Annotated in this window: 20 protein-coding genes; 17 read left to right on the top strand and 3 right to left on the bottom strand. The window is 63.6% G+C overall.

Translation table 11 applies throughout. The features are described from left to right. Positions 1 to 5: 5 nt before the first annotated feature. From tssE to ACODTO_RS15615, 7 genes are read left to right on the top strand one after another with little or no spacing between them, the layout of a single operon-like run. Positions 6 to 449 carry a type VI secretion system baseplate subunit TssE gene (gene tssE / locus ACODTO_RS15645; RefSeq protein WP_464709183.1) on the top strand — a complete coding sequence of 148 codons (444 nt, stop codon included), beginning with the start codon at positions 6 to 8 and terminating at the stop codon, positions 447 to 449. Beyond that, positions 433 to 2,223 (top strand): type VI secretion system baseplate subunit TssF, encoded by a 1,791-nt coding sequence (gene tssF / locus ACODTO_RS15640; protein ID WP_489106693.1) that lies wholly within the window; start codon positions 433 to 435, stop codon positions 2,221 to 2,223. Before tssE ends, tssF begins: the two co-directional genes overlap by 17 nt. Then, entirely contained in the window at positions 2,187 to 3,212 is a 1,026-nt protein-coding gene (gene tssG, locus ACODTO_RS15635; RefSeq protein WP_139648361.1) for a type VI secretion system baseplate subunit TssG, read from the top strand. Before tssF ends, tssG begins: the two co-directional genes overlap by 37 nt. Before the next feature lies 1 nt (position 3,213). Next, positions 3,214 to 5,757: a type VI secretion system ATPase TssH gene (gene tssH, locus ACODTO_RS15630; RefSeq protein ID WP_464709186.1), complete on the top strand. Its 2,544-nt coding sequence runs from the start codon at positions 3,214 to 3,216 to the stop codon at positions 5,755 to 5,757. Between the two features lie 55 nt (positions 5,758 to 5,812). After that, positions 5,813 to 6,307, top strand: a complete 495-nt coding sequence (locus tag ACODTO_RS15625; RefSeq protein ID WP_024776588.1) for a hypothetical protein — start codon at positions 5,813 to 5,815, stop codon at positions 6,305 to 6,307. A 12-nt stretch (positions 6,308 to 6,319) separates the two neighbouring features. After that, positions 6,320 to 8,329 (top strand): type VI secretion system Vgr family protein, encoded by a 2,010-nt coding sequence (locus ACODTO_RS15620; protein WP_489106692.1) that lies wholly within the window; start codon positions 6,320 to 6,322, stop codon positions 8,327 to 8,329. A gap of 13 nt (positions 8,330 to 8,342) precedes the next feature. Beyond that, positions 8,343 to 8,885, top strand: a complete 543-nt coding sequence (locus ACODTO_RS15615) for a toxin-antitoxin system YwqK family antitoxin (RefSeq protein ID WP_175385682.1) — start codon at positions 8,343 to 8,345, stop codon at positions 8,883 to 8,885. A 368-nt stretch (positions 8,886 to 9,253) separates the two neighbouring features. Here ACODTO_RS15615 and ACODTO_RS15610 read toward each other — a convergent pair whose 3' ends face one another. Together ACODTO_RS15610 and ACODTO_RS15605 are read right to left on the bottom strand one after the other, a co-directional pair. Then, positions 9,254 to 9,445 carry a nucleoid-structuring protein H-NS gene (locus tag ACODTO_RS15610; protein ID WP_489106691.1) on the bottom strand — a complete coding sequence of 64 codons (192 nt, stop codon included), beginning with the start codon at positions 9,443 to 9,445 and terminating at the stop codon, positions 9,254 to 9,256. An 88-nt stretch (positions 9,446 to 9,533) separates the two neighbouring features. Further along, on the bottom strand, positions 9,534 to 9,929 hold the full coding sequence (locus tag ACODTO_RS15605; RefSeq protein WP_024780030.1) for a DUF4280 domain-containing protein: 396 nt from the start codon (positions 9,927 to 9,929) through the stop codon (positions 9,534 to 9,536). A 317-nt stretch (positions 9,930 to 10,246) separates the two neighbouring features. Here ACODTO_RS15605 and ACODTO_RS15600 point away from each other — a divergent pair, with 317 nt between their 5' ends. The 3 genes from ACODTO_RS15600 to ACODTO_RS15590 all read left to right on the top strand — a co-directional run bounded on the left by ACODTO_RS15600 (position 10,247) and on the right by ACODTO_RS15590 (position 13,431). Further along, a complete protein-coding gene (locus ACODTO_RS15600) occupies positions 10,247 to 11,314 on the top strand; it encodes a phosphotransferase family protein (protein ID WP_139648353.1) in 1,068 nt (355 codons plus the stop codon). A gap of 23 nt (positions 11,315 to 11,337) precedes the next feature. After that, complete coding sequence (locus ACODTO_RS15595) at positions 11,338 to 12,105, top strand: SDR family oxidoreductase (protein ID WP_024780032.1); 768 nt, start codon at positions 11,338 to 11,340, stop codon at positions 12,103 to 12,105. Positions 12,106 to 12,315: 210 nt separating this feature from the next. Continuing rightward, positions 12,316 to 13,431 carry a Gfo/Idh/MocA family protein gene (locus tag ACODTO_RS15590; protein ID WP_489106690.1) on the top strand — a complete coding sequence of 372 codons (1,116 nt, stop codon included), beginning with the start codon at positions 12,316 to 12,318 and terminating at the stop codon, positions 13,429 to 13,431. A gap of 42 nt (positions 13,432 to 13,473) precedes the next feature. Here the strand turns inward: ACODTO_RS15590 and ACODTO_RS15585 are convergent, their stop codons facing one another. Next, the gene (locus ACODTO_RS15585; RefSeq protein WP_139648348.1) at positions 13,474 to 14,037 is read right to left on the bottom strand and encodes a helix-turn-helix domain-containing protein; all 564 of its coding nucleotides are present in this window, start codon (positions 14,035 to 14,037) and stop codon (positions 13,474 to 13,476) included. Here ACODTO_RS15585 and ACODTO_RS15580 point away from each other — a divergent pair. The 7 genes from ACODTO_RS15580 to ACODTO_RS15550 all read left to right on the top strand — a co-directional run bounded on the left by ACODTO_RS15580 (position 14,032) and on the right by ACODTO_RS15550 (position 21,242). Continuing rightward, positions 14,032 to 15,054 carry a DMT family transporter gene (locus ACODTO_RS15580; protein ID WP_139648346.1) on the top strand — a complete coding sequence of 341 codons (1,023 nt, stop codon included), beginning with the start codon at positions 14,032 to 14,034 and terminating at the stop codon, positions 15,052 to 15,054. The two genes, ACODTO_RS15585 and ACODTO_RS15580, sit on opposite strands and share 6 nt — an antisense overlap. A gap of 130 nt (positions 15,055 to 15,184) precedes the next feature. After that, positions 15,185 to 18,109 (top strand): monovalent cation/H+ antiporter subunit A, encoded by a 2,925-nt coding sequence (locus ACODTO_RS15575; RefSeq protein ID WP_175364229.1) that lies wholly within the window; start codon positions 15,185 to 15,187, stop codon positions 18,107 to 18,109. After that, positions 18,109 to 18,453 carry a Na+/H+ antiporter subunit C gene (locus ACODTO_RS15570; protein ID WP_003180540.1) on the top strand — a complete coding sequence of 115 codons (345 nt, stop codon included), beginning with the start codon at positions 18,109 to 18,111 and terminating at the stop codon, positions 18,451 to 18,453. The genes ACODTO_RS15575 and ACODTO_RS15570 overlap by 1 nt, the downstream gene beginning before the upstream one ends. Further along, a complete protein-coding gene (locus ACODTO_RS15565; protein ID WP_139648342.1) occupies positions 18,450 to 20,135 on the top strand; it encodes a monovalent cation/H+ antiporter subunit D in 1,686 nt (561 codons plus the stop codon). The genes ACODTO_RS15570 and ACODTO_RS15565 overlap by 4 nt, the downstream gene beginning before the upstream one ends. After that, positions 20,132 to 20,620: a Na+/H+ antiporter subunit E gene (locus tag ACODTO_RS15560; RefSeq protein ID WP_489106689.1), complete on the top strand. Its 489-nt coding sequence runs from the start codon at positions 20,132 to 20,134 to the stop codon at positions 20,618 to 20,620. Before ACODTO_RS15565 ends, ACODTO_RS15560 begins: the two co-directional genes overlap by 4 nt. After that, positions 20,617 to 20,895, top strand: a complete 279-nt coding sequence (locus tag ACODTO_RS15555) for a K+/H+ antiporter subunit F (RefSeq protein WP_139648338.1) — start codon at positions 20,617 to 20,619, stop codon at positions 20,893 to 20,895. The genes ACODTO_RS15560 and ACODTO_RS15555 overlap by 4 nt, the downstream gene beginning before the upstream one ends. Then, entirely contained in the window at positions 20,892 to 21,242 is a 351-nt protein-coding gene (locus ACODTO_RS15550) for a Na+/H+ antiporter subunit G (RefSeq protein WP_139648336.1), read from the top strand. Before ACODTO_RS15555 ends, ACODTO_RS15550 begins: the two co-directional genes overlap by 4 nt. Positions 21,243 to 21,297: the final 55 nt, after the last annotated feature.

Below are 21,297 nucleotides of genomic sequence, written 5' to 3'. Positions count from 1 at the left end.
CCGCCATGGCTGGCTTCGGGCTGCGCCCGCCACTGTTCGAACGCCTGGCCAGCCAGGGGGATGAACAGGGCCGGGTATTCGATCGGCAGGCGCTGCAGGACTCGGTCCACGCCGAACTGCAGCGCCTGTTCAACACCCGGCGCGGCCCTCGGGCGCTGACCGAACCGCCGAGCATCCTGGATTACGGCATTGCCGATTGGACCGCGTTGCAACAGCAGCGCAGCGATGACCGGCGCCTGCTGACCAGGGAGATCCATCAGGCCATCAGTCATTTCGAACCTCGCCTGCAACTGGGCGAGGTCCAGGTCGTCCCGGTACCGGGCCACCCACAACAACTGGGCATACGGCTGTCGGGGGTGCTCCGCGGCGACCCGCACGCCTGGCCCGTGGCATTTGTCATCGAGCACGCCGGCGACGGTCTTGAGGTGCGACATGAGCGACTCGATTGACCCGCAACTGTTGGATTACTACCAGCGCGAGCTGACTTGGCTGCGCCATGCCGGAAGTCTGTTCGCCGAACGCTATCCCAAGGTCGCCCGGCGCCTGGAGCTGTCCCCCGGCGAATGCCCGGACCCGCACGTCGAGCGGCTCCTGGAAGGCTTCGCACTGCTGGCCGCCCGGCTGCAACGCCGGCTGGACGACGACTACGCCGAATTCAGCGATGCCCTGCTCGAACAGCTTTATCCCCTGGCCATGCGCCCGTTGCCTTCGTGCGCAATCGTGCAGTTCGAGCCCGACCCGAGCAAAGGCAACCTCGACGATGGCTACCCCCTGCCCCGGGACACGCCCCTGTTCGTCACCACGGACAAGGGCCAGAGCATTCACTTTCGCACCACCGCCGCCGTGCACCTGTGGCCGCTGGAAATCAGCGAGGCCGTGCTGCTGGGCAGTGATGAAGCCCAGGCACTGACCGGCGTGGTCCAGGCGCGTTCGGCCTTGCGCCTGAACCTGCAGTGCCTGGGCGAGCGCCAATGGTCGACGCTGGGGATCGACTACTTGCGGGTGCACCTGGCGGCGTCGCCGATGATCAACGCCTGGCTGTACGATCTGCTCGGCGCCCACACGGTCAAAGTCCTGGCCGGCCCGCCGGGCAGCGTGCCGGAACCGCTGGCTGGCCTGCCCCGGATCGTCGGTTTCGCCAGCGACGAAGTCTTGCTGCCGGATGAGGATGGCGTGCATCCGGGCATGCGTCTGTTGGCGGAATACTTTGCCTTCCCCGACAAGTTCGGTTTCTTCGACCTGCCCCTGGCCGGAGCGACCAGCGACAGCTCATCCCTGTACCTGTACATCGTCTTCGATCGCGCCCCCGCCAATCGCCTGCCGCTCCAGGCCAGCGACATCGCTCTGGGCTGTGCGCCGGTGATCAACCTCTTTCCCAGGACCAGCGAACCCCTGCGCCCGGACGGCACCCGCAGCGAATACCGGTTGGTGGCCGACAGTCATCGGGAAAACAGTGTCGAGATCCACAGCATCCGCACCGTGCGTGCCACGTCCAGCCAGGGCGTGCGCAAGGTGCCGGCCTACTACGGCAGCCAGCACGGCAACGACCAGACCTGCTATTGGCATGCGCGGCGGGTCAGCGGCATGAGCCCGAACCGGCTGGGCACCGACTTGATGATCAGCCTCGTGGACACCCAGCTCGACCCGCTCGCCGATACCCGCGACTACAGCCTCACCGCCGAATTGCTGTGCACCAGCCGGCACCTGGCCCAGAGCCTGCCGGCGGGTACGCCGCTGGGTTTCGAACGTCCGGGCCCGGTGGCCTGGGCCAGGCTACGCAACTCGCCGAGCCCGCAGAGCCTGCCGCGGCTGGACGGAGAATCGCGCTGGCGGCTGGTGTCGCAATTGACCCTCAACCATTTGTCCCTGGTGGAAGGCCCCCAGGCCCTCGATGCGCTGCGCGAGATCCTGGAGCTGCACAACCTGCGGGACGAGGCCAGTGCCCGCCGCCAGATCGAAGGGGTCATGGGCCTGGGCTGCGACCGGGTCATCGCCCATGTCGGTGAAGACGCCTGGCGCGGCTGGCGCAACGGCCTTGAAGTGCGCCTGCAACTGGATCCGCAACATTTCGTCGGCAGCAGCGCCGTACTGTTCTCCGGTGTACTGGCGCAGTTCTTTTCACTGTATGCCACCGCCAATCGCTTCGTGCGCACGGTGCTGGTCCAGTCCGACAGGGAGGTGAAAACATGGCAACCCCAAGCCGGCAAACCCCTGACGCTCTGAACCTGAGTCAACGCCTGCGCCGCGATCCACAGCGTTTCGAATGGCTCCAGGCTCTGCTGCTGCTGGAGCGCGAACATCCCCAGGCCGAACCGCTGGGCAGCGGCACCGCGCCCCACGCCGAAGCGTTGCGCCTGCGAGGACCGTTGACGCCGCTGTTCGCCGCCAGCGAAGTCGAGGACTTGAGCCAGGAAGCCGGTTCGCCGCCCGTGTTGACCACGCCGATCTTTGGCCTTGGCGGCCCCGACGGCCCGTTGCCCTACGCCTATCAGGAATGGCTGCAACAACGGGCACGAGCGCGGGATCATGCACCGGCGGAATTTCTCGACCTGTTCCAGCACCGGCTGCTCAGCCTGCTCTACAAAGTGATGCGCAAGCACCGCATTGCCCTGGGCTTCACCCACCCGGGCGCCTCCGCCGTGCAGGCACAACTGCGGGCCCTGACCGGCCTGCTGCCCAAGGCCTTGCAGGAACGCCAGGCCGCTCCCGATTCCGCCGCGCTGGCATGCAGCGCGCTGTACGCCGACGGCCGCCGCTCGCTGGCCGGGTTCGCGGCCATTGTCCGCGAGCAGTTCGGTCTGCCAGTGGAACTGACCGCCTATGAAGGCGGCTGGCGCGAAATCCCGCCGGCCAGCCGCAGCCGCTTGCAACCGGGCGGCCGCAACTTGCGTCTGGGCCGTAGCGCGGTGGCCGGTACCCGGGTCTGGGACGAACATGCCGGCGTGCGCCTGACCCTCGGTCCATTGAGCGCAGCCCAGGCCAGCGGATTGCTGCCCAACGGCGAAACCCATCCGTTGCTTGCCAGCCTGTATGCCCTGTATTTCGGCCCCGACCTGGATTGCACCCTGGTGCTGCTGATCCGTGGCGCCGGCCCACTGCAACTGGGCCACCAGGCCCCGCCACGACTGAACTGGAACGGCGGCCTGCAACGGCAGTCGAGCCTGGCCCTGCAACGGATCGAAACCCGCCTTCGTCAGCCGGAGATCGCCTGAAATGGAACTGGCCAGCCTGATCGGACGCCTCAACCCGGACAATCGCCGCGCCCTGGAACGGGCCGCCCAGCGCTGCCTGCAACGCAGTCATCATTACGTGGAAATCGAACACCTGTTGCTGGAGTTGCTGGACATCGAAGGCGGTGACTTCGCCTGTCTGCTACCGCGCTTCGGCCTTGAGCGTGACGCGGTGGCGGCGGAGACCAACAAGGCCCTGGACCTGTTCAAGTCCGGTAGCACCCGCACACCCGCACTGTCGGCGCAAACCATCGGCCTGCTGGAAGACGCCGTGGTCCAGGCCAGTGTGCTCGGCCTGACCAGCATCCGTTCGGGGCTGTTGCTGCTGGCGCTGCTGGACCGCGATGAGCGTCGCAGCCTGTTGCTCAACAGCGCCTCGTCGCTGCTGCGCATTCCCCGGGATGCCCTGCGCACCCATCTGCTGGAATGGACCGAAAGCTCCCGGGAACATGCCGGCGTTGCCCGTCCGGCGAAACCCGGGCAGGCAGCGCAAAAACAGGATCCGGTACTCGACCAGTACACCCAGGACCTGACCGACGATGCCCGCAATGGCCGCATCGATCCCATCGTCGGACGCGACGGCGAGATCCGCCAATGCATCGACATCCTGCTCAGGCGCCGGCAGAACAACCCGATCCTGGTGGGCGCACCGGGTGTCGGCAAGACCGCCGTGGTAGAAGGCCTCGCCTTGCGCATCGCCGCCGGGGATGTGCCGCCGTCGCTGCAGGAGGTCACGCTGCGGGTGCTCGATCTCGGCCTGTTGCAGGCCGGCGCGGGGGTCAAGGGTGAATTCGAGCAACGCCTCAAAGGCGTGATCGACGCGGTACGCAGTGCCGAGAAACCGATCATTCTGTTCATCGACGAAGCCCATACCCTGATCGGTGCCGGCGGCGCAGAGGGCGGCAGCGACGCGGCCAACCTGCTCAAACCGGCCCTGGCCCGGGGCGAACTGCGCACCCTGGCCGCCACCACCTGGCTGGAATACAAGAAATACTTCGAGAAAGACCCGGCCCTGGCCCGCCGCTTCCAGTTGGTACAGGTCGAAGAGCCGGACGAACTCACTGCCGTGGAAATGCTCCGTGGCGTGGCGAGCAAGCTGGAACAGCACCACGGTGTTCAGGTGCTGGACGCGGCAATCCACGAAGCGGTGAAACTCTCCCACCGCTATATTTCCGGACGGCAACTGCCGGACAAGGCCATCAGCGTGCTCGACACCGCTTGCGCCCGGGTCGCCCTTGGCCAGCACGATGTACCGCCCCCTCTGGAAAGCCTGCGGCACCGGCAGAACAGCCTCAAGGACGAAGTCGAACGCCTGCGCCGGGAACAGGCCACCGGCCTGGACCATCGCGAACGCATCACCCTGCTGGAGGGCGAGTCCACCGACAATGTACAGGCCATCCGCGAACTGGAAACCCGCTGGGGCGAAGAACGCGAAGCCGTGCGCGAACTGCTCGATACCCGGCGCGAACTGCTGGCCCTGAGCGAACGCGCCGACAGTGAAAAAGCCGACACCGAAGTCGATAACCGCATCGATCACCTGGCCGCCGAACTGCTGCGCCTGGAAGCCGGCCTCGATGCCATTCGCCAGGACGATCCACTGGTGCCCGAGCAGGTGGACAGCAAGACCGTGGCCGCCGTGATCGCCGGCTGGACCGGCATTCCCGTGGGCAAGATGCTCGCCGATGAAGCCCATGCCGTGCGCACCCTCGGCCAACGCATGGGCCTGCGGGTCATGGGCCAGGGCACCGCCCTCAATACCATCGCCCAACGCCTGCAGGCCTACCGCGCCGGCCTTACCGATCCGCAGAAACCGGTGGGCGTGTTCCTGCTGGTCGGCCCCACCGGGGTGGGCAAGACCGAAACCGCCTATGCCCTGGCTGACGCCTTGTATGGCGGCGAACGCAACCTGATCAGCATCAACCTCTCGGAGTACCAGGAAGCCCACACCGTCAGCCAACTCAAAGGCGCCCCGCCCGGCTATGTCGGCTATGGCAGCGGTGGCGTACTCACCGAAGCAGTGCGGCGCAAACCCTATTCGGTGGTGTTGCTGGACGAAATCGAAAAGGCCCACCCGGACGTGCTCGAAGCGTTCTACAACGTCTTCGACAAGGGCCTGATGGAGGACGGTACGGGCCTGGTGGTGGATTTCAAGAACACCGTGATGCTCGCCACCAGCAACGTCGGCGCCGAATTGCTACTGGACACACCAGCCGCGCAACTGGGCAGCGATGCCTTCAACGAAGCCTTGCGCAAGGTGCTGCTGCAAGCGTTTCGTCCGGCGTTCCTGGCGCGCATGACGGTTGTGGCGTATCGACCGCTCGATGAGGCAACGCTGGAGGGCATCGTGCTGGCGAAGCTGGAGAAATTGCGCGGGCGCTACAAGACCGCGACGGGCAAGCAGTTCGAGTTCGATGCCGGGATCGTCAAAGCGGTGCTTGCCAAGTGCAGCGCGGCTGGGGCGCGGGATGTGGAGAATGTGTTGATGACGCAGGTGACCGGAAAACTGGCGGAATGGGCATTGGAATAAAATGTTGCCCCAGTGCCTATCGGAGATGTGATCAAAACCTACAGGAGCTGCAAATATGGGCTATGCACAATCAACACTTACCGCAGCGAGTATTGCCACGCACGATCCTTGGACACCGATGGTGAACTCCATCATTAAATCCGGGGCTGTCTACGGAGAGGAACTTGATGTAATCGGTGCTGTGGGTGGTACAAATCTTGTCACCGGCACCCGCTCGGGAATGCTTCTGCTTGATGGCCTGAAGGTGGGTGACAATAGCGCGCATATTTCTATTACTCCGAACGATTCAGGCATGTGGACCTATTTTCATGTAACTATGGTAGGTGGAAAAAATAACGGATCTATTTACTTTCAACTTGAAACTGACCAAGACGATCAACTTGACGTCAAGTCTTCAACGAAGACCTTGCTGAAAGAAGAAGGTAAAAAAGCAAAAATATCCAAAGCCACTCATACCATTACCACGCCACCTGAACACTTACTCAAAGACCTGAAAACAGTGATGGAGAAGCTGTTAGGCAGTAATTTTGTGAAGGGTGAGGCGGTATAGAGGTATCAATCGATGGCCCGCTCCACCGACAGCAACACCACCCTATCCCTCACCGCCGCCACGGTGTCGGCGCTGTACCCTGAATCGCTGTCCGGCGAAGAAAGCCTCAATGCCCTGGGCTCGCATATCCTCAATGGCGTCGTCGACGGCGCCCCGCTGACGCTCGCCAGCGCGGTCGCCAGCCATGTCACCACCACCCTGCACAAGGACGCCCTGCTACGTCCGCTGGATTGGCTGGTCGCCGAAATCCGCCAGTTGCCCGCCGACGCTACCGCCGAGCGCTATCAGCTGTTGCTCAGGCCCTGGCTCTGGTGGCTGAGCCTGGCCAGCAACAACCGGGTGTTCCAGAACCTCGCCACATCGGACATCGTCACCACGATCTTCAAGGCCCACGCGTTTACCGATTTCCAGCTCAAGCTCAGCGGCAGCTACACGCCAAGGGAGTACTGCGTGCAGTACGGAGAAACCGATCTGGCCTTCGTTTCCCGGCTGTTGGAGGAAGACGGGATTTTCTGGTTCTTCAGCCATGAAGCCGGCAAGCACACCCTGGTGCTGGCCGACAGCAACGACGCCTTCGCACCGATCCCCAACGGGCCGACGGTGAACTATCTCGGGCAGGGAATGGGCGAGCGGGAACTGCATGGCATCCGCTCGGGGCACGTGTCCCTGCAAGCGGTGGCCGGGGTCTATCAGGCGACCGACTATGAATTCACCACGCCGACGACCTCGCTCTACAGCCAGGCCGAAGCCGTGGCCGGCCCCAGTTCGATATACGAACATCCGGGCGGTTACAACGCCAAGGCCCAGGGCGATGCATTGACCAAGCAACGGGTGGATGGCTTGCGCAGCCAGGCGCAGCGGTTTGTCGGTGAAAGCGATTGCCGCTGGCTGGTGCCGGGGTATTGGTTCACCCTCGCCGGCCACGAAGATCCGTCGTTGAACATCGATTGGGTGGTGACCTCGGTCAGTCATGAAGCCAGCCACGACAGCTACCGCAATCGCTTCGAAGCGATTCCCAAGGCCACGCCATATAGACCGGCCCGCCTCACGCCGAAACCGCGCATGCACACCCAGACCGCACTGGTGGTGGGCAAGGCCGGCGAAGAAATCTGGACCGATGAATACGGGCGGATCAAGTTGCAGTTCCCCTGGGACCGCACCGGCAAGAATGACGAAACCTCGTCTTGCTGGGTGCGGGTGGTCCTGCCCTGGAGCGGCAAGGGTTTTGGCATGCAGTTCGTGCCCCGGATCGGCCAGGAAGTCATCGTCACATTCATCGACGGCGACCCCGACCGACCGCTGGTGACCGGCTGCGTCTACAACGGCGACAACGCCCTGCCCTACGCGCTGCCGGCGAACCAGACCCAATCCGGGATCAAGACCAACTCGTCAAAGGGTGGCGGCGGATTCAACGAGCTGCGCTTCGAAGACAAGAAGGATGCCGAGGAGGTGTTTCTCCAGGCTCAGAAAGACTTCAACATCAACGTACTCAACGACACCACCGCCACCGTCGGCCACGACGAAACCCTCACGGTGCAGAACGCCCGCACCCGCACGGTAAAGGATGGCGACGAGACCGTGACCCTGGAGAAAGGCAAGCGCAGCGTGACGATCCAGACCGGCAGCGACAGCCTCGATGTGAAAGACACCCGCACCGTGACCGTGGGCTCGGACCAGACCCACAGCACCGGCGGCAACTACACGCACAAGGTCACCGGCAACTACGAGCTGACCGTGGACGGCAACCTGACCATCAAGGTCAGCGGCACCCTGACCCTGCAAAGCGGCGGCAGTTTCGCCATCAAGAGCGGCGCGGACCTGGCGGCCCAGGCCAGCACGTCCATCAGCCAGAAGGCCGGCACGGCCCTGAGCAACCAGGCCGGCACCTCGCTGGAGAACAAGGCCGGCACCACCCTGACCAATGATGCCGGCATCAGCCTGGTCAACAAGGCCGCCGCCGAACAGACAGTGGACGGCGGCGGCATGTTGACCATCAAGGGCGGCATGGTGAAGGTCAACTGACAGGAGCGCGACGATGGCCTCGAAGAAGCTGGACGTGGAACGTGGCGACAGCCAACTGAGCGGTCAGTTGATCGACGGCCGGCTCGACGGCCCGTTGCACATCGAAGAAGCCCGACGCCCGCAAGCGAAACTCAACTACAGCCAAGGTGAACTGCAAGGCACCAGTACCTTGTACCACCCCAATGGCAAGGTCTCGGCGGTACTGCCGTTCGTCAAAGGCAAGTTGCAGGGCGTGGCGAGCTTTTACGCGGCCGAAGGTGGGTTGCAGCGCCAAGCCACCTATCGCGGCGGGTTGCTGCACGGCGAAGCCAACAATTATTTCCCGGATGGGCAATTGGCCGAGTCCGAGTTCTATCGCGACGGCGTGCGCGACGGCCGCTATCGCCGCCTGCACCCCAACGGTAACCCGGCCGTCGAAGCCCGCTACCTCAACGGCCAACTGCTGGAACCGGCCCATGCCTACGCCGAGGACGGACGACCGCTGGACGCCGACGGCAAGCCGATTTCCCGGGTACGCTGGTGGTTCCGGCGCTGGAACGATCCGGCACAGGCATGAACGCCTAGCTTCTGCTGGACTTTGAGACCTGAACCCACCGGCAAACCTTGTGGGAGCGAGCCTGCTCGCGATGGCGTCGGCACACTCAAGATCTTCATGACAGACACTCCGCTATCGCGAGCAAGCTTTGCTCCCACACTGGATTTGAGATGTAGGCAGCAATTTCACACACCACCGCCCCCTGTGGGAGCCAGGCTTGCCCGCGATGGCGTCGGCACACTCAACATCTTCATGACAGACACTCCGCTATCGCGAGCAGGCTCGCTCCCACAAGGGATCGATTTATGCGGGAAGAACCAGACCGGCTGTAAGGCCGCCTTGCTTTTGCTTTGCTTTGCTTTGCTGTGCTTTTGATCCTGGGCGCCCCGTTAAACCACGCTGGCCGAACGCAGGCATTGCGTAGTGGGCACCCCGGCATGGATGCCGGGGTAGCCGCGCTGGGCCATGGATGGCCCTTCGCGGCGGGCCCACGGAGCAATGCCGGAGTGAGGGAACACCTCGCCTTGGCGAGGTGCCGAGTGGTGGGGCAAGAGCGCTTTGGTTACTTTTGCGCTTTTCAAAAGTAACCCGCCGTCAGGGCGGAACCATAAGCAGCCGTTACCGCAGCAATGGATATACACCCGGTCAACAAGATCCAGGCAGACCCACTCAGGGAATCAACATCTGCACCTGCCCTGGCACAACAATCTTGATCACCCCCGCCCAGGTACACATCAGGGTGCTGTTGGCATCGATCGCCGGCATGTTGCCCAACAGCAAGGTCGGCGCCCCACCCGGTATCCAGGGCGCGGCAGTAGCGGGAATACAAGGCATGGGCGTCAACACACCCAGGGCCGCCGCAGTCGCAGCGGCTACGGTGGGGTTGGCCAGGCTCGTGCACATGCCGAACGTAGTGATGTTCACCAGCGGAATGTGATCCATGATATTCGCCGCCGGCATCCCACCGGTCAGCATCCGATTGACCGGCAGTACATTGAGCACCGCCGGGGCTGCACCGAAGCTGCATTGCAGGGTGGCGGTGCTGCAAACCTGTGGGCATCCCATCGCGGCGACTCCTTGAAGCGACCCCGAAACCATAGCTCACCCGCGCGCATCAGGCCCGCTGATTATCCGGCAACACGCTAACCTATAAGACCCGGGCGTGCTTGTTACGCCTCCCACACGCCATTAGGCTTTGGACGAAAAGTGCCTGCGTGACGATCAGGCTGCGTTGAAAACAGGCTCGGAATGCTCATTTACAACCCGTAAACTCCGCTTCCTCGCCTGTTTTCGCCTTGCCTGATCGCCGCTCGACGACTTTTCGTACAAACCCTTGATTAGCCAATGATCGATGGCCTCCAGAATAAGCAGAAGGGATAAGCATGGCGTTTACTGATCAGTCCACCCGCGTACGCGACGGTGAAGAACTCGATGCCAACCTGATCGACCCGTACCTCAAGGCCCACATCCCCGGCCTGACCGGCGTACCACGGATCAGCCAGTTTCCCGGTGGCGCGTCGAACCTGACCTACCTGCTGGAGTACCCCGAACAGGAGTTCGTCCTGCGCCGTCCGCCGTTCGGCCACAAGGCCAAATCCGCCCATGACATGGGCCGTGAGTTCCGCATCCTCAACCAGTTGCGCGATGAGTTCCCGTATTGCCCGAAAGCCTATGTGCACTGCACCGATGAGTCCGTCATGGGCGCCGAGTTCTACGTGATGGAACGGGTCAAGGGCATCATCCTGCGCTCCGACCTGCCGCCGGAGCTGGGTTTCGACGCCGCCCGCACCGAGGCGCTGTGCAAGAGCTTCATCGACCGGCTCGTCGAATTGCACCGAGTCGATTACCACGCCTGTGGCCTGGCCGACCTCGGCAAGCCCGAAGGCTACGTGGCCCGCCAGATCCGTGGCTGGAGCGAACGCTACGAAAAAGCCCTGACCCCCGACGCGCCGAAATGGGAGACGGTCAAGGCCTGGCTCAACGACAAGATGCCGGCCGACCATCCAGTTTCCAGCATCGTCCACAACGACTACCGCTTCGATAACGTGATCCTCGACCCGGACAACCCGATGCAAATCATCGGCGTGCTGGACTGGGAACTGACCACCCTCGGCGACCCGCTGATGGACCTGGGCAACAGCCTCGCCTACTGGATCGAAGCGACGGACCCGGCACCGGTCCAGTTGATGCGCCGTCAGCCCAGCCATGCGCCCGGCATGCTGACCCGTCGCGAATTCGTGGACTACTACGCCGAGCGCGCCGGGATCCACATCGACAATTTCGACTTCTATTACACCTACGGCCTGTTCCGCCTGGCCGGTATCGTCCAGCAGATCTACTACCGCTTCTTCCACGGCCAGACCCAGGATCAACGCTTCGCCCAGTTCGTTCAGATGAACAAACTGCTGGAGCAGATGAGCTTGCAGGTCATCGGTCAATCCACGCTCTGAGCGCCCCATGACAAGGAAACAGCATGTCCAAGACCCAGTTGTTCGACCTCGACGGTAAAATCGCCTTCGTTTCCGGCGCCAGCCGTGGCATCGGCGAGGCCATCGCCAAGTTGCTGGCCCAGCAAGGTGCCCATGTGATCGTTTCCAGCCGCAAGCTCGACGGTTGCCAGCACGTGGCCGACGCCATCATCGCCGCGGGCGGCAAAGCCACTGCCATCGCCTGCCACATTGGTGAAATGGAGCAGATCAGCCAGGTCTTCGCCGGCATTCGCGAACAGTTCGGACGCCTGGACATCCTGGTGAACAACGCGGCCACCAACCCGCAGTTCTGCAACGTGCTGGACACCGACCTGGGCGCCTTCCAGAAAACCGTCGATGTGAACATTCGCGGTTATTTCTTCATGTCGGTGGAAGCCGGCAAGCTGATGCGCGAGCACGGCGGCGGCAGCATCATCAACGTGGCATCGATCAACGGCATCTCGCCGGGGATCTTCCAGGGCATCTACTCGGTGACCAAAGCCGCGGTAATCAACATGACCAAGGTGTTCGCCAAGGAATGCGCGCAGTTCGGCATCCGCTGCAACGCCCTGCTGCCGGGCCTGACCGACACCAAGTTCGCCTCGGCGCTGGTCAAGAACGACGCGATCCTGAAAACCGCCCTGGCGCAGATTCCGCTCAAACGCGTGGCCGACCCAAGCGAAATGGCTGGCGCCGTGTTGTACCTGGCCAGTGACGCGTCGAGCTACACCACCGGTGTGGCGCTGAATGTGGATGGTGGGTTCCTTTCCTGACACCGCACTTTCCCCCTGTGGGAGCGAGCCTGCTCGCGATGATGGTGGCTCAGTAACATTGATGTTGACTGATACACCGCCATCGCGAGCAGGCTCGCTCCCACAGGGGCCTTCACCCCAACAAGAATATTTATTCCAACATTTGCAATTTGCGAATATTTATTCCATAAAGAGCCCTTCTGAATATCACCATTCAAAGGGCTCTTTCTCATGCGCGAACTTGGCATTGGCTTGATTGGCACCGGTTTCATGGGCCGAGCCCATGCCTTGGCATTCAACAATGCCAAGGCGGTATTCGACCTCCCCCTGAACCTGACCCTGGCGGCCCTGGCCGATGCCGATCCGCAGCGTGCCCGGCAATGCGCCAGCAGCTGGGGGTTCGAGACGGTTCATAGCGACTGGCAACAACTGATCGACGACCCGAAGGTCCATCTGGTCGCCATCACCACCCCCAACCACCTGCATTATCCGATGGCCATGGCGGCGCTGGCGGCGGGCAAGGCGGTCTACTGCGAAAAACCCCTGGCGGTGTCCCTGGAACAGGCCGAGCAGATGCGCCAGGCCGCCAAGGCCGCCGGAGTGGTCACGCGGGTCGGCTACAACTACCAGCACAACCCGATCATTCATCTGGCACGGGAGATGATCCAGCGCGGGGAGCTGGGCCGGATCATCAGTTTCCAGGGTGAATTCAGCGAGGACTTCATGGCCGACCCGACTTCGCCATGGTCATGGCGCTGCGAAGCGGCCCATGCCGGTGGCGCATTGGCGGACCTGGGCAGCCATCTGCTGGCCATGGCCCGTTACCTGCTGGGCGATGTCGAAGCGGTCTGCGCCGACAGCCAGACCGTGCACAACCAACGCCCGGCCAGCACGGGCAATCCCGAACAGCGCACCATCGCGGTAGACGATCAGGTCCACGCCCTGCTGCGCTTCAGCAGCGGCGCCCGCGGCACGGTGAGCAGCAGTTGGCTGAAACACGGCCGCAAGAATCACCTGGGCTTCGAGATCAGCGGCACCCTTGGCACGCTGATATTCGATCAGGAACGACTGAATGAACTGCAGGTGAGCCGTGTCGGCCAGGCGGGTTTCCAGCGGTTGCTGGCCGGCCCGGACCTGCCGGGCTATGCCGCGTTCAGCCCGGCCGCCGGGCACCAGTTGGGCTACAACGAATTGAAGACCCTGGAGGTACAGGAACTGATCATGACCCTCGCCGATCAAGGTGGCAGTGGGACGGACTTCGAAGAGGCCTGGGAAGTGGAGCGGCTGGCGGCGGCGATTCGCCTGTCAGCACGGGAACAGCGATGGGTGCAAGTCAGCGGTTTGTGACCCCGCGTTGCACCTCGCCACTGGCTGTCTCATCTCCAGGAGTCAAATCACCACGTTGCGCACGAACCGCGTCGCCACCACCCCATCGTTGCGATAACCATGGGGTTGGTTGCTGGCGAACATGAAAAACTCCCCCGCGCCGATCCGACGCTCTTCATTGCCCAGCAGCAAGGTCAGGCATCCCTCGAATACATAGAGTTGCTCACTCCAGCCATCGTTATCGGGCTCGGAAGCGTAGTGTTCGCCAGGCTCCAGGCGCCATTCCCACAGTTCGACTTCGCGGCTGGCATTGGCCTTGGCCAGGAGCACGGCTTTGCTGCCGGGGATCGCGCCGGCCCAGGCCAGCTCGTTGATGCGGCTCGGGTCGCGGGCATCGGGCGCCTGGATCAGGTCGCTGAACGCCACGTCGAGGGCTTCGGCGACGCGGTCCAGGGTGGTCAGACTGACGTTCTTCTCTCCGGCCTCGATGGCGACCAGCATCCGCCGGCTGACCCCGGACCGCTCCGCCAATACGGTCTGGCTGAGCTGCGCGGCGTGGCGCAGGCGGCGGACGTTCTGGCTGACGTGTTGCAGGACGGACGCCCGCTGGCCGGATTCTTTGTGCACTATATTGCTCACATACTAGGGTTGCGCATTATACTGCCCAACTTCGGACGCATTGTGCGTCCCTCTCCAGTGGCGCGCAAGGTCATGGCATCGGTGAACTCTCCTCAAACTTCCTCCCGCTTTCTGCGGCTCAGCAAGGCCGAGTGCGTGCTGGTGCTGATCACCATGATCTGGGGCGGGACTTTCCTGCTGGTGCAGCACGCCATGACCGTCAGCGGGCCGATGTTTTTCGTCGGCTTGCGCTTTGCCGCCGCAGCGGCGTTTGTCGCGCTATTCTCCTGGCGCCATCTACGGGACCTGACCCTGTTCGAACTCAAGGCCGGCTGCTTCATCGGCGTGGCGATCATGCTCGGCTACGGTCTGCAGACGGTCGGCCTGCAAACCATCCCCAGCAGCCAGTCGGCGTTCATCACCGCGCTCTATGTGCCCTTCGTGCCACTGTTGCAGTGGCTGGTGCTGGGCCGTCGGCCGGGCTTGATGCCAAGCATTGGCATCATGCTGGCGTTCACCGGGCTGATGTTGCTATCGGGACCGGCCGGCGCGTCGCTGAACTTCAGCTCCGGCGAAATCGCCACGCTGATCAGCGCCATCGCGATTGCCGCCGAAATCATCCTGATCAGCACCTATGCCGGCCAGGTCGACGTGCGCCGGGTCACCGTGGTTCAGCTGGCCAGCACTGCGGTGCTGGCGTTCCTGATGGTGGTGCCCACCCAGGAAACGATCCCGGGATTCTCCTGGCTGCTGCTGTTCAGCGCCGTAGGCCTGGGGGCCGCCAGTGCGGCGATCCAGGTGGCAATGAACTGGGCGCAGAAAAGTGTCTCGCCGACCCGCGCCACACTGATCTACGCCGGTGAACCGGTGTGGGCCGGCATCGCCGGACGCCTGGCGGGCGAGCGCTTGCCGGGGATTGCCTTGCTCGGCGCGGCATTGATCGTGGCGGCGGTGATTGTCAGTGAACTGAAGACCCGGAATAAAACTGCCGTCGAGGCGGATAACGTGCTGGAGGGTGAAGGTTGAGGTCCGCCACTGAAACAACGCAAAGCAGGAAAAATCTGCCTATCTTGTAGGATTCTGCGACACCCTCGCGGTTGGTGATCGGGGACACGCCACGTATGATCCCTCACTATCTCCCGCCGAATAGAATCCTATGTCACTGATAGTTCTATTGCTTTTGCCCTTCATCGGCAGCGGCGTCGCGGCGCTGCTGCCGCATAACGCCCGTAACGCCGAATCGCTGCTGGCAGGCCTCGTCGCCCTGGTCGGCACCGTTCAGGTGGCCTTGCTCTACCCGCAGATCGTCGACGGCGGCGTGATCCGTGAAGAATATTTCTGGCTGCCGAGCCTGGGCTTGAACTTCGTGCTGCGCCTGGACGGGTTTGCCTGGTTGTTTTCGTTGCTGGTGCTGGGCATCGGTACGTTGGTGTCGTTGTACGCCCGCTATTACATGTCACCGGAAGATCCGGTGCCGCGTTTCTTCGCGTTCTTCCTGGCATTCATGGGGGCCATGCTCGGGCTGGTGATCTCCGGCAACCTGATCCAGATGGTGTTTTTCTGGGAACTGACCAGCCTGTTCTCGTTCCTGCTGATCGGCTACTGGCATCACCGCGCCGATGCCCGGCGCGGCGCCTACATGGCCCTGATGGTGACCGGGGCCGGCGGGCTGTGCCTGTTGGCCGGGGTGTTGCTGCTCGGCCATGTGGTGGGCAGCTATGAACTGGACAAGGTCCTGGCCGCGGGCGACCTGATCCGGGCCCATGCCCTCTACCCCATCCTGCTGCCACTGATCCTGATTGGCGCTCTGAGCAAAAGTGCCCAGTTCCCGTTCCATTTCTGGCTGCCCCACGCCATGGCCGCGCCCACGCCGGTCTCGGCTTACCTGCACTCGGCGACCATGGTCAAGGCCGGGGTGTTCCTGCTGGCACGGTTGTGGCCGTCGCTGTCGGGCAGTGAACAATGGTTCTACATTGTCGGCGGTGCGGGAGCCTGTACGCTGTTGCTGGGTGCCTACTGCGCGATGTTCCAGAATGATCTCAAGGGATTGTTGGCCTATTCCACCATCAGCCACCTGGGATTGATCACCCTGCTGCTGGGCCTGAACAGCCCGTTGGCGGCCGTGGCCGCGGTGTTCCACATTCTCAACCACGCCACCTTCAAGGCCTCGCTGTTCATGGCCGCCGGGATCATCGACCATGAAAGCGGCACCCGGGACATTCGCAAGCTCAGCGGCCTGGTGCGGCTGATTCCCTTCACGGCGACGCTGGCAATGGTCGCCAGCGCGGCGATGGCCGGGGTGCCGCTGCTCAACGGCTTCCTTTCCAAGGAAATGTTCTTCGCCGAAACGGTGTTCATTTCCGCCACCGCCTGGGTCGAGCTGGCGCTGCCGATCATCGCCACCATCGCCGGGACCTTCAGCGTCGCCTACTCCTTGCGCTTCACGGTGGACGTGTTCTTCGGCCCCGCGGCCACCGACCTGCCCCATACCCCCCACGAACCACCGCGCTGGATGCGCGCGCCGGTGGAGTTGCTGGTGTTCACCTGCCTGCTGGTGGGGATCTTTCCGGCCCAGGTGGTCGGCTCCTTGCTGGCGGCGGCCGCTCTGCCGGTCGTGGGCGGCAGCCTGCCCGAATATAGCCTGGCGATCTGGCATGGCCTCAATGCACCGATGATCATGAGCCTGGTGGCAATGTCCGGCGGCGTCGTGCTGTACCTGCTGCTGCGCAAGCAATTCAAGCGTGGCCAGATCACCCATACGCCGCTCATTGGTCGGTTCAGCGGCAAGCGTCTGTTCGAGCGCAGCCTGGTGCTGACGATGCGCCTCGGCCGGCGATTGGAACGACTCATCAGTACCCGGCGCCTCCAGGCCCAGTTATTCCTGCTGGTGTTGGTTGCGGTGCTGGCCGGGCTGATTCCGATGCTGCACAGCTCGCTGGCCTGGGGCGACCGGCCGAAGATTCCCGGCTCCATCGTCTTCGTCATCCTTTGGCTGCTGGCCATCGCCTGTGCCCTGGGCGCGGCGTGGCAGGCCAAGTATCACCGTCTCGCGGCCCTGACCATGGTCAGCGTCTGCGGCCTGATGACCTGCGTGACCTTCGTCTGGTTCTCCGCCCCCGACCTGGCCTTGACACAACTGGTGGTGGAAGTGGTGACCACGGTGCTGATCCTGCTGGGCCTGCGCTGGCTGCCACGGCGGATCGAGGACGCATTGCCCCGGCCCAACAGCGAACGGCGCGCGCGTATCCGTCGTCTGCGAGACCTGCTGCTGTCCGGCGCGGTAGGTGGCGGCATGGCGCTGCTGTCCTACGCGATGCTGACGCGCCAGACACCCAACGACATTTCTTCGTTCTACCTCAGCCGGGCCCTGCCCGAAGGCGGCGGCAGCAACGTGGTGAACGTGATGCTGGTGGATTTCCGCGGCTTCGACACCCTGGGGGAAATCACCGTGCTGGTGGCGGTGGCCCTGGCCGTGTTTGCCCTGCTCCGACGTTTCCGCCCACCGAAGGAAAGCATGCAACTGCCGGCGCAGCAGCGCCTGTTGGCGCCGGACGTGGTCACCGACCTGGTCAACCCACGGCACGCCAGCGATACCGCGCTGGGCTTCATGATGGTGCCATCGGTGCTGGTGCGCCTGCTGCTGCCGATCGCCCTGGTGGTGTCGTTCTATTTGTTCATGCGCGGCCACAACCAACCGGGTGGCGGTTTCGTCGCCGGGCTGGTGATGTCGGTGGCGTTCATCCTGCAGTACATGGTGGCCGGCACCCAGTGGGTCGAGGCGCAAATGAGCCTGCGGCCGCTACGCTGGATGGGCACCGGGTTGCTGTTCGCAACGGCGACGGGCCTGGGAGCGATGCTCGTGGGCTATCCGTTCCTCACCACGCACACCTGGCATGTGAAGTGGCCGCTGCTGGGGGACATTCACCTGGCCAGCGCCCTGTTCTTCGACATCGGCGTGTATGCCGTGGTGGTTGGTTCGACGCTGCTGATCCTCACCGCGCTGGCGCACCAGTCGGTGCGCGCCCACAAGCCGGCCCAGCAGTCCAAGCCTGCCGCCCCCCTCAAAGGAGCCACCCCCTGATGGAAGAAGTCATCGCTATTGCAATCGGCGTCCTGGCCGCCTCCGGCGTCTGGCTGGTACTGCGGCCGCGAACCTTCCAGGTGGTCATGGGCCTGTGCCTGCTGTCCTATGGCGTCAACCTGTTCATCTTCAGCATGGGCAGCCTGTTCATCGGCAAGGAGCCGATCATCAAGGACGGCGTGCCCCAGGACCTGCTGCACTACACCGACCCGCTGCCCCAGGCCCTGGTACTCACCGCCATTGTCATCAGCTTCGCCATGACCGCGTTGTTCCTGGTGGTATTGCTGGCCTCCCGGGGCCTGACCGGCACCGACCATGTGGACGGCCGGGAGCCCAGGGAATGATGCTGACGCCTCACCTGATCGCCGCGCCTATTCTCCTGCCATTGCTCACCGCCGCGTTGATGCTGATGCTGGGGGAAAAGCACCGCGCGCTCAAGGCACGGATCAATCTGTTCTCCAGCCTGCTGGGCCTGGGCATCGCGGTATTGTTGCTGTATTGGACCCAGGACCAGGCCCTGCCCGCGTCCATCGGCGTGTACCTGCCGGGCAACTGGCAGGCGCCGTTCGGCATCGTCCTGGTGGTGGACCGCCTGTCGGCGCTGATGCTGGTGTTGACCGGCATCATCGGCGTCAGCGCCCTGCTGTTCGCCATGGCCCGCTGGCACGGCGCCGGGGCCAGCTTCCATGCCTTGTTCCAGATTCAGCTGATGGGCCTCTATGGCGCCTTCCTCACCGGGGACCTGTTCAACCTGTTCGTGTTTTTCGAAGTCTTGCTGGCCGCCTCCTACGGCTTGCTGCTGCATGGCTCGGGCCGGGCACGGGTGTCGTCGGGTTTGCACTACATCTCGATCAACCTGCTGGCCTCCTCGCTGTTCCTGATCGGCGCGGCGCTGATCTATGGCGTCACCGGCACCTTGAACATGGCCGACCTGGCGCTGAAAGTGCCTCTGGTGCCGGAAGCCGACCGCGGCCTGCTGCATGCGGGGGCGGCGATCCTCGCGGTGGCGTTCCTGGCCAAGGCCGGCATGTGGCCACTGAACTTCTGGCTGGTGCCCGCCTATAGCGCCGCCAGTGCGCCTGTGGCAGCGCTGTTCGCGATCATGACCAAGGTGGGCATCTACACGATCTTGCGCTTGTGGACCTTGCTGTTCTCCGGCCAGGCCGGCGCTTCAGCGTATTTCGGCGGCGACTGGCTGATCTACGGCGGCATGGCGACCATTGTCTGCGCGGCCATCGCCATTCTGGCGGCCCAGCGCCTGGAACGCATGGCCAGCCTGAGCATCCTGGTATCGGCCGGCATCCTGTTGTCCGCCATCGGCTTCGCCCAGCCGAACCTGGTGGGTGCTGCACTGTTCTATCTGGTGAGTTCGACCCTGGCGCTGTGCGCGCTCTTCCTGCTGGCCGAGTTGATCGAACGCTCGCGTTCGGCCAATGAGCTGTCGCTGGAGGACGACCTCGATGCTTTGCCGCGACCGCTGGAGTCCCTGCAACCGCCCAAGGGCACCAACCTCGATGACGAGCAAAAAGCCGTGGTCGGGCAAGTGATTCCCTGGACCATGGCCTTCCTCGGCCTGAGTTTCATCGCCTGTGCGCTGCTGATTGTCGGCATGCCGCCGTTATCGGGGTTCATCGGCAAGCTGGGGCTGCTGAACGCCCTGCTCAACCCGCTGGGGCTCGGGGCCGACGCCGGAGCGCCGGTGTCGTATCAGGCGTGGGGTCTGCTGGCGCTGTTGATCCTGTCCGGGCTGGCCTCGTTGATCGCGTTCTCGCGCCTGGGCATCCAGCGCTTCTGGACGCCGCAGGAGCGCCCCTCGCCCCTGCTGCGACCTTTCGAATGCCTGCCGATCATTGCGCTGCTCGGCCTGGGTATCGCCTTGACGTTCAAGGCCGAACCGCTGCTGCGCTACACCCAGGACGCCGCTAACGCCCTGAACACGCCAGAACACTATGTGATGTCGGTGCTCGCCACACGTAGCATCCCCAGCCCCGACGCCCTTGGCGCAGTGCCGGAGGTGCAGCCATGAAACGCCTGTTTCCCGCGCCATGGTTGTCCCTGGCACTCTGGGCGCTGTGGTTGCTGTTGAACCTGTCCCTCAGCGCCGGGCACCTGCTGCTGGGGGCGGCGCTGGGCTTCCTGGCACCGCTGATGATGCGCCCGCTGCGGCCACGCCCCATTCGTATCCGCCGCCCCTGGGTGGTGCTGCGGCTGTTCCTGTTGGTGGGACGCGATGTGCTGGTGTCCAACCTGGCAGTGGCCTGGGGCGTGCTGAATGCCGGGCGACGCCCGCCGCGCTCGCGCTTCGTCAAGGTACCGCTGGACCTGCACGACGCCAATGGCCTGGCGGCGTTGTCGATGATCACCACGGTAATCCCCGGAACGGTCTGGTCGGAACTGGCGCTGGATCGCCGCATCCTGCTGATGCATGTGTTCGATCTGGAAGACGAAGCGTCGTTCATCACGCATTTCAAGGCCACTTATGAGCGGCCGCTGATGGAGATTTTCGAATGAGCCCGTTGCTGTCCAATGCGATTCTGCTGAGTCTGTTCCTGTTCGCCCTGGCAATGGTGCTGACCCTGTTGCGCCTGTTCAAGGGGCCGTCGGCGCAAGACCGGGTCCTGGCGCTGGATTACCTGTACATCGTTGCGATGCTGATGATGCTGGTGCTGGGCATTCGCTACGCCAGTGACACCTACTTCGAGGCAGCGCTGTTGATCGCCCTATTCGGCTTTGTCGGTTCGTTTGCCCTGGCCAAGTTCCTGCTGCGTGGCGAGGTGATCGAATGACCGGGCATTTGTCGATGTGGGTGGAGATCCCGGTGGCGGTCCTGCTGGTACTCAGCAGCCTGTTCGCCCTGGCCGGGGCCATAGGCCTGGTACGGTTGAAGGATTATTTCCAGCGCATGCACCCGCCGGCCCTGGCCTCGACGCTGGGAGCCTGGTGCGTGGCGCTGGCCTCGATCATTTATTTCTCGGCGCTCAAGTCCGGGCCGGTGCTGCATGCCTGGCTGATACCGATCCTGCTGTCCATCACCGTACCGGTGACCACCCTGTTGCTGGCCCGGGCGGCGTTATTCCGCAAGCGCATGGCCGGGGATGATGTGCCGGCGGAGGTGAGCAGCCGACGTCAGTGAAGGATCAGACGGTGCAAACCTGTGGGAGCAAAGCTTGCCCCCACAAAATCTCCCG

The sequence above is a fragment of the Pseudomonas sp. FG13 genome, assembly GCF_057809755.1.
This window is presented reverse-complemented; position numbering and strand designations above follow the sequence as displayed.

What these genes read in the sequence shown, in the direction of transcription:
- tssH (WP_464709186.1), top strand. Translation starts at nt 3,214, where the DNA reads ATGGAACTGGCCAGCCTGATCGGACGCCTCAACCCGGACAATCGCCGC.
- ACODTO_RS15595 (WP_024780032.1), top strand. Translation starts at nt 11,338, where the DNA reads ATGTCCAAGACCCAGTTGTTCGACCTCGACGGTAAAATCGCCTTCGTT.
- ACODTO_RS15565 (WP_139648342.1), top strand. Translation starts at nt 18,450, where the DNA reads ATGATGCTGACGCCTCACCTGATCGCCGCGCCTATTCTCCTGCCATTG.
- tssG (WP_139648361.1), top strand. Translation starts at nt 2,187, where the DNA reads ATGGCAACCCCAAGCCGGCAAACCCCTGACGCTCTGAACCTGAGTCAA.
- ACODTO_RS15625 (WP_024776588.1), top strand. Translation starts at nt 5,813, where the DNA reads ATGGGCTATGCACAATCAACACTTACCGCAGCGAGTATTGCCACGCAC.
- ACODTO_RS15590 (WP_489106690.1), top strand. Translation starts at nt 12,316, where the DNA reads ATGCGCGAACTTGGCATTGGCTTGATTGGCACCGGTTTCATGGGCCGA.
- ACODTO_RS15570 (WP_003180540.1), top strand. Translation starts at nt 18,109, where the DNA reads ATGGAAGAAGTCATCGCTATTGCAATCGGCGTCCTGGCCGCCTCCGGC.
- ACODTO_RS15605 (WP_024780030.1), bottom strand. Translation starts at nt 9,929, where the DNA reads ATGGGATGCCCACAGGTTTGCAGCACCGCCACCCTGCAATGCAGCTTC.
- ACODTO_RS15560 (WP_489106689.1), top strand. Translation starts at nt 20,132, where the DNA reads ATGAAACGCCTGTTTCCCGCGCCATGGTTGTCCCTGGCACTCTGGGCG.
- tssE (WP_464709183.1), top strand. Translation starts at nt 6, where the DNA reads ATGGCTGGCTTCGGGCTGCGCCCGCCACTGTTCGAACGCCTGGCCAGC.
- ACODTO_RS15575 (WP_175364229.1), top strand. Translation starts at nt 15,185, where the DNA reads ATGTCACTGATAGTTCTATTGCTTTTGCCCTTCATCGGCAGCGGCGTC.
- ACODTO_RS15620 (WP_489106692.1), top strand. Translation starts at nt 6,320, where the DNA reads ATGGCCCGCTCCACCGACAGCAACACCACCCTATCCCTCACCGCCGCC.
- ACODTO_RS15550 (WP_139648336.1), top strand. Translation starts at nt 20,892, where the DNA reads ATGACCGGGCATTTGTCGATGTGGGTGGAGATCCCGGTGGCGGTCCTG.
- ACODTO_RS15615 (WP_175385682.1), top strand. Translation starts at nt 8,343, where the DNA reads ATGGCCTCGAAGAAGCTGGACGTGGAACGTGGCGACAGCCAACTGAGC.
- ACODTO_RS15555 (WP_139648338.1), top strand. Translation starts at nt 20,617, where the DNA reads ATGAGCCCGTTGCTGTCCAATGCGATTCTGCTGAGTCTGTTCCTGTTC.
- ACODTO_RS15600 (WP_139648353.1), top strand. Translation starts at nt 10,247, where the DNA reads ATGGCGTTTACTGATCAGTCCACCCGCGTACGCGACGGTGAAGAACTC.
- tssF (WP_489106693.1), top strand. Translation starts at nt 433, where the DNA reads ATGAGCGACTCGATTGACCCGCAACTGTTGGATTACTACCAGCGCGAG.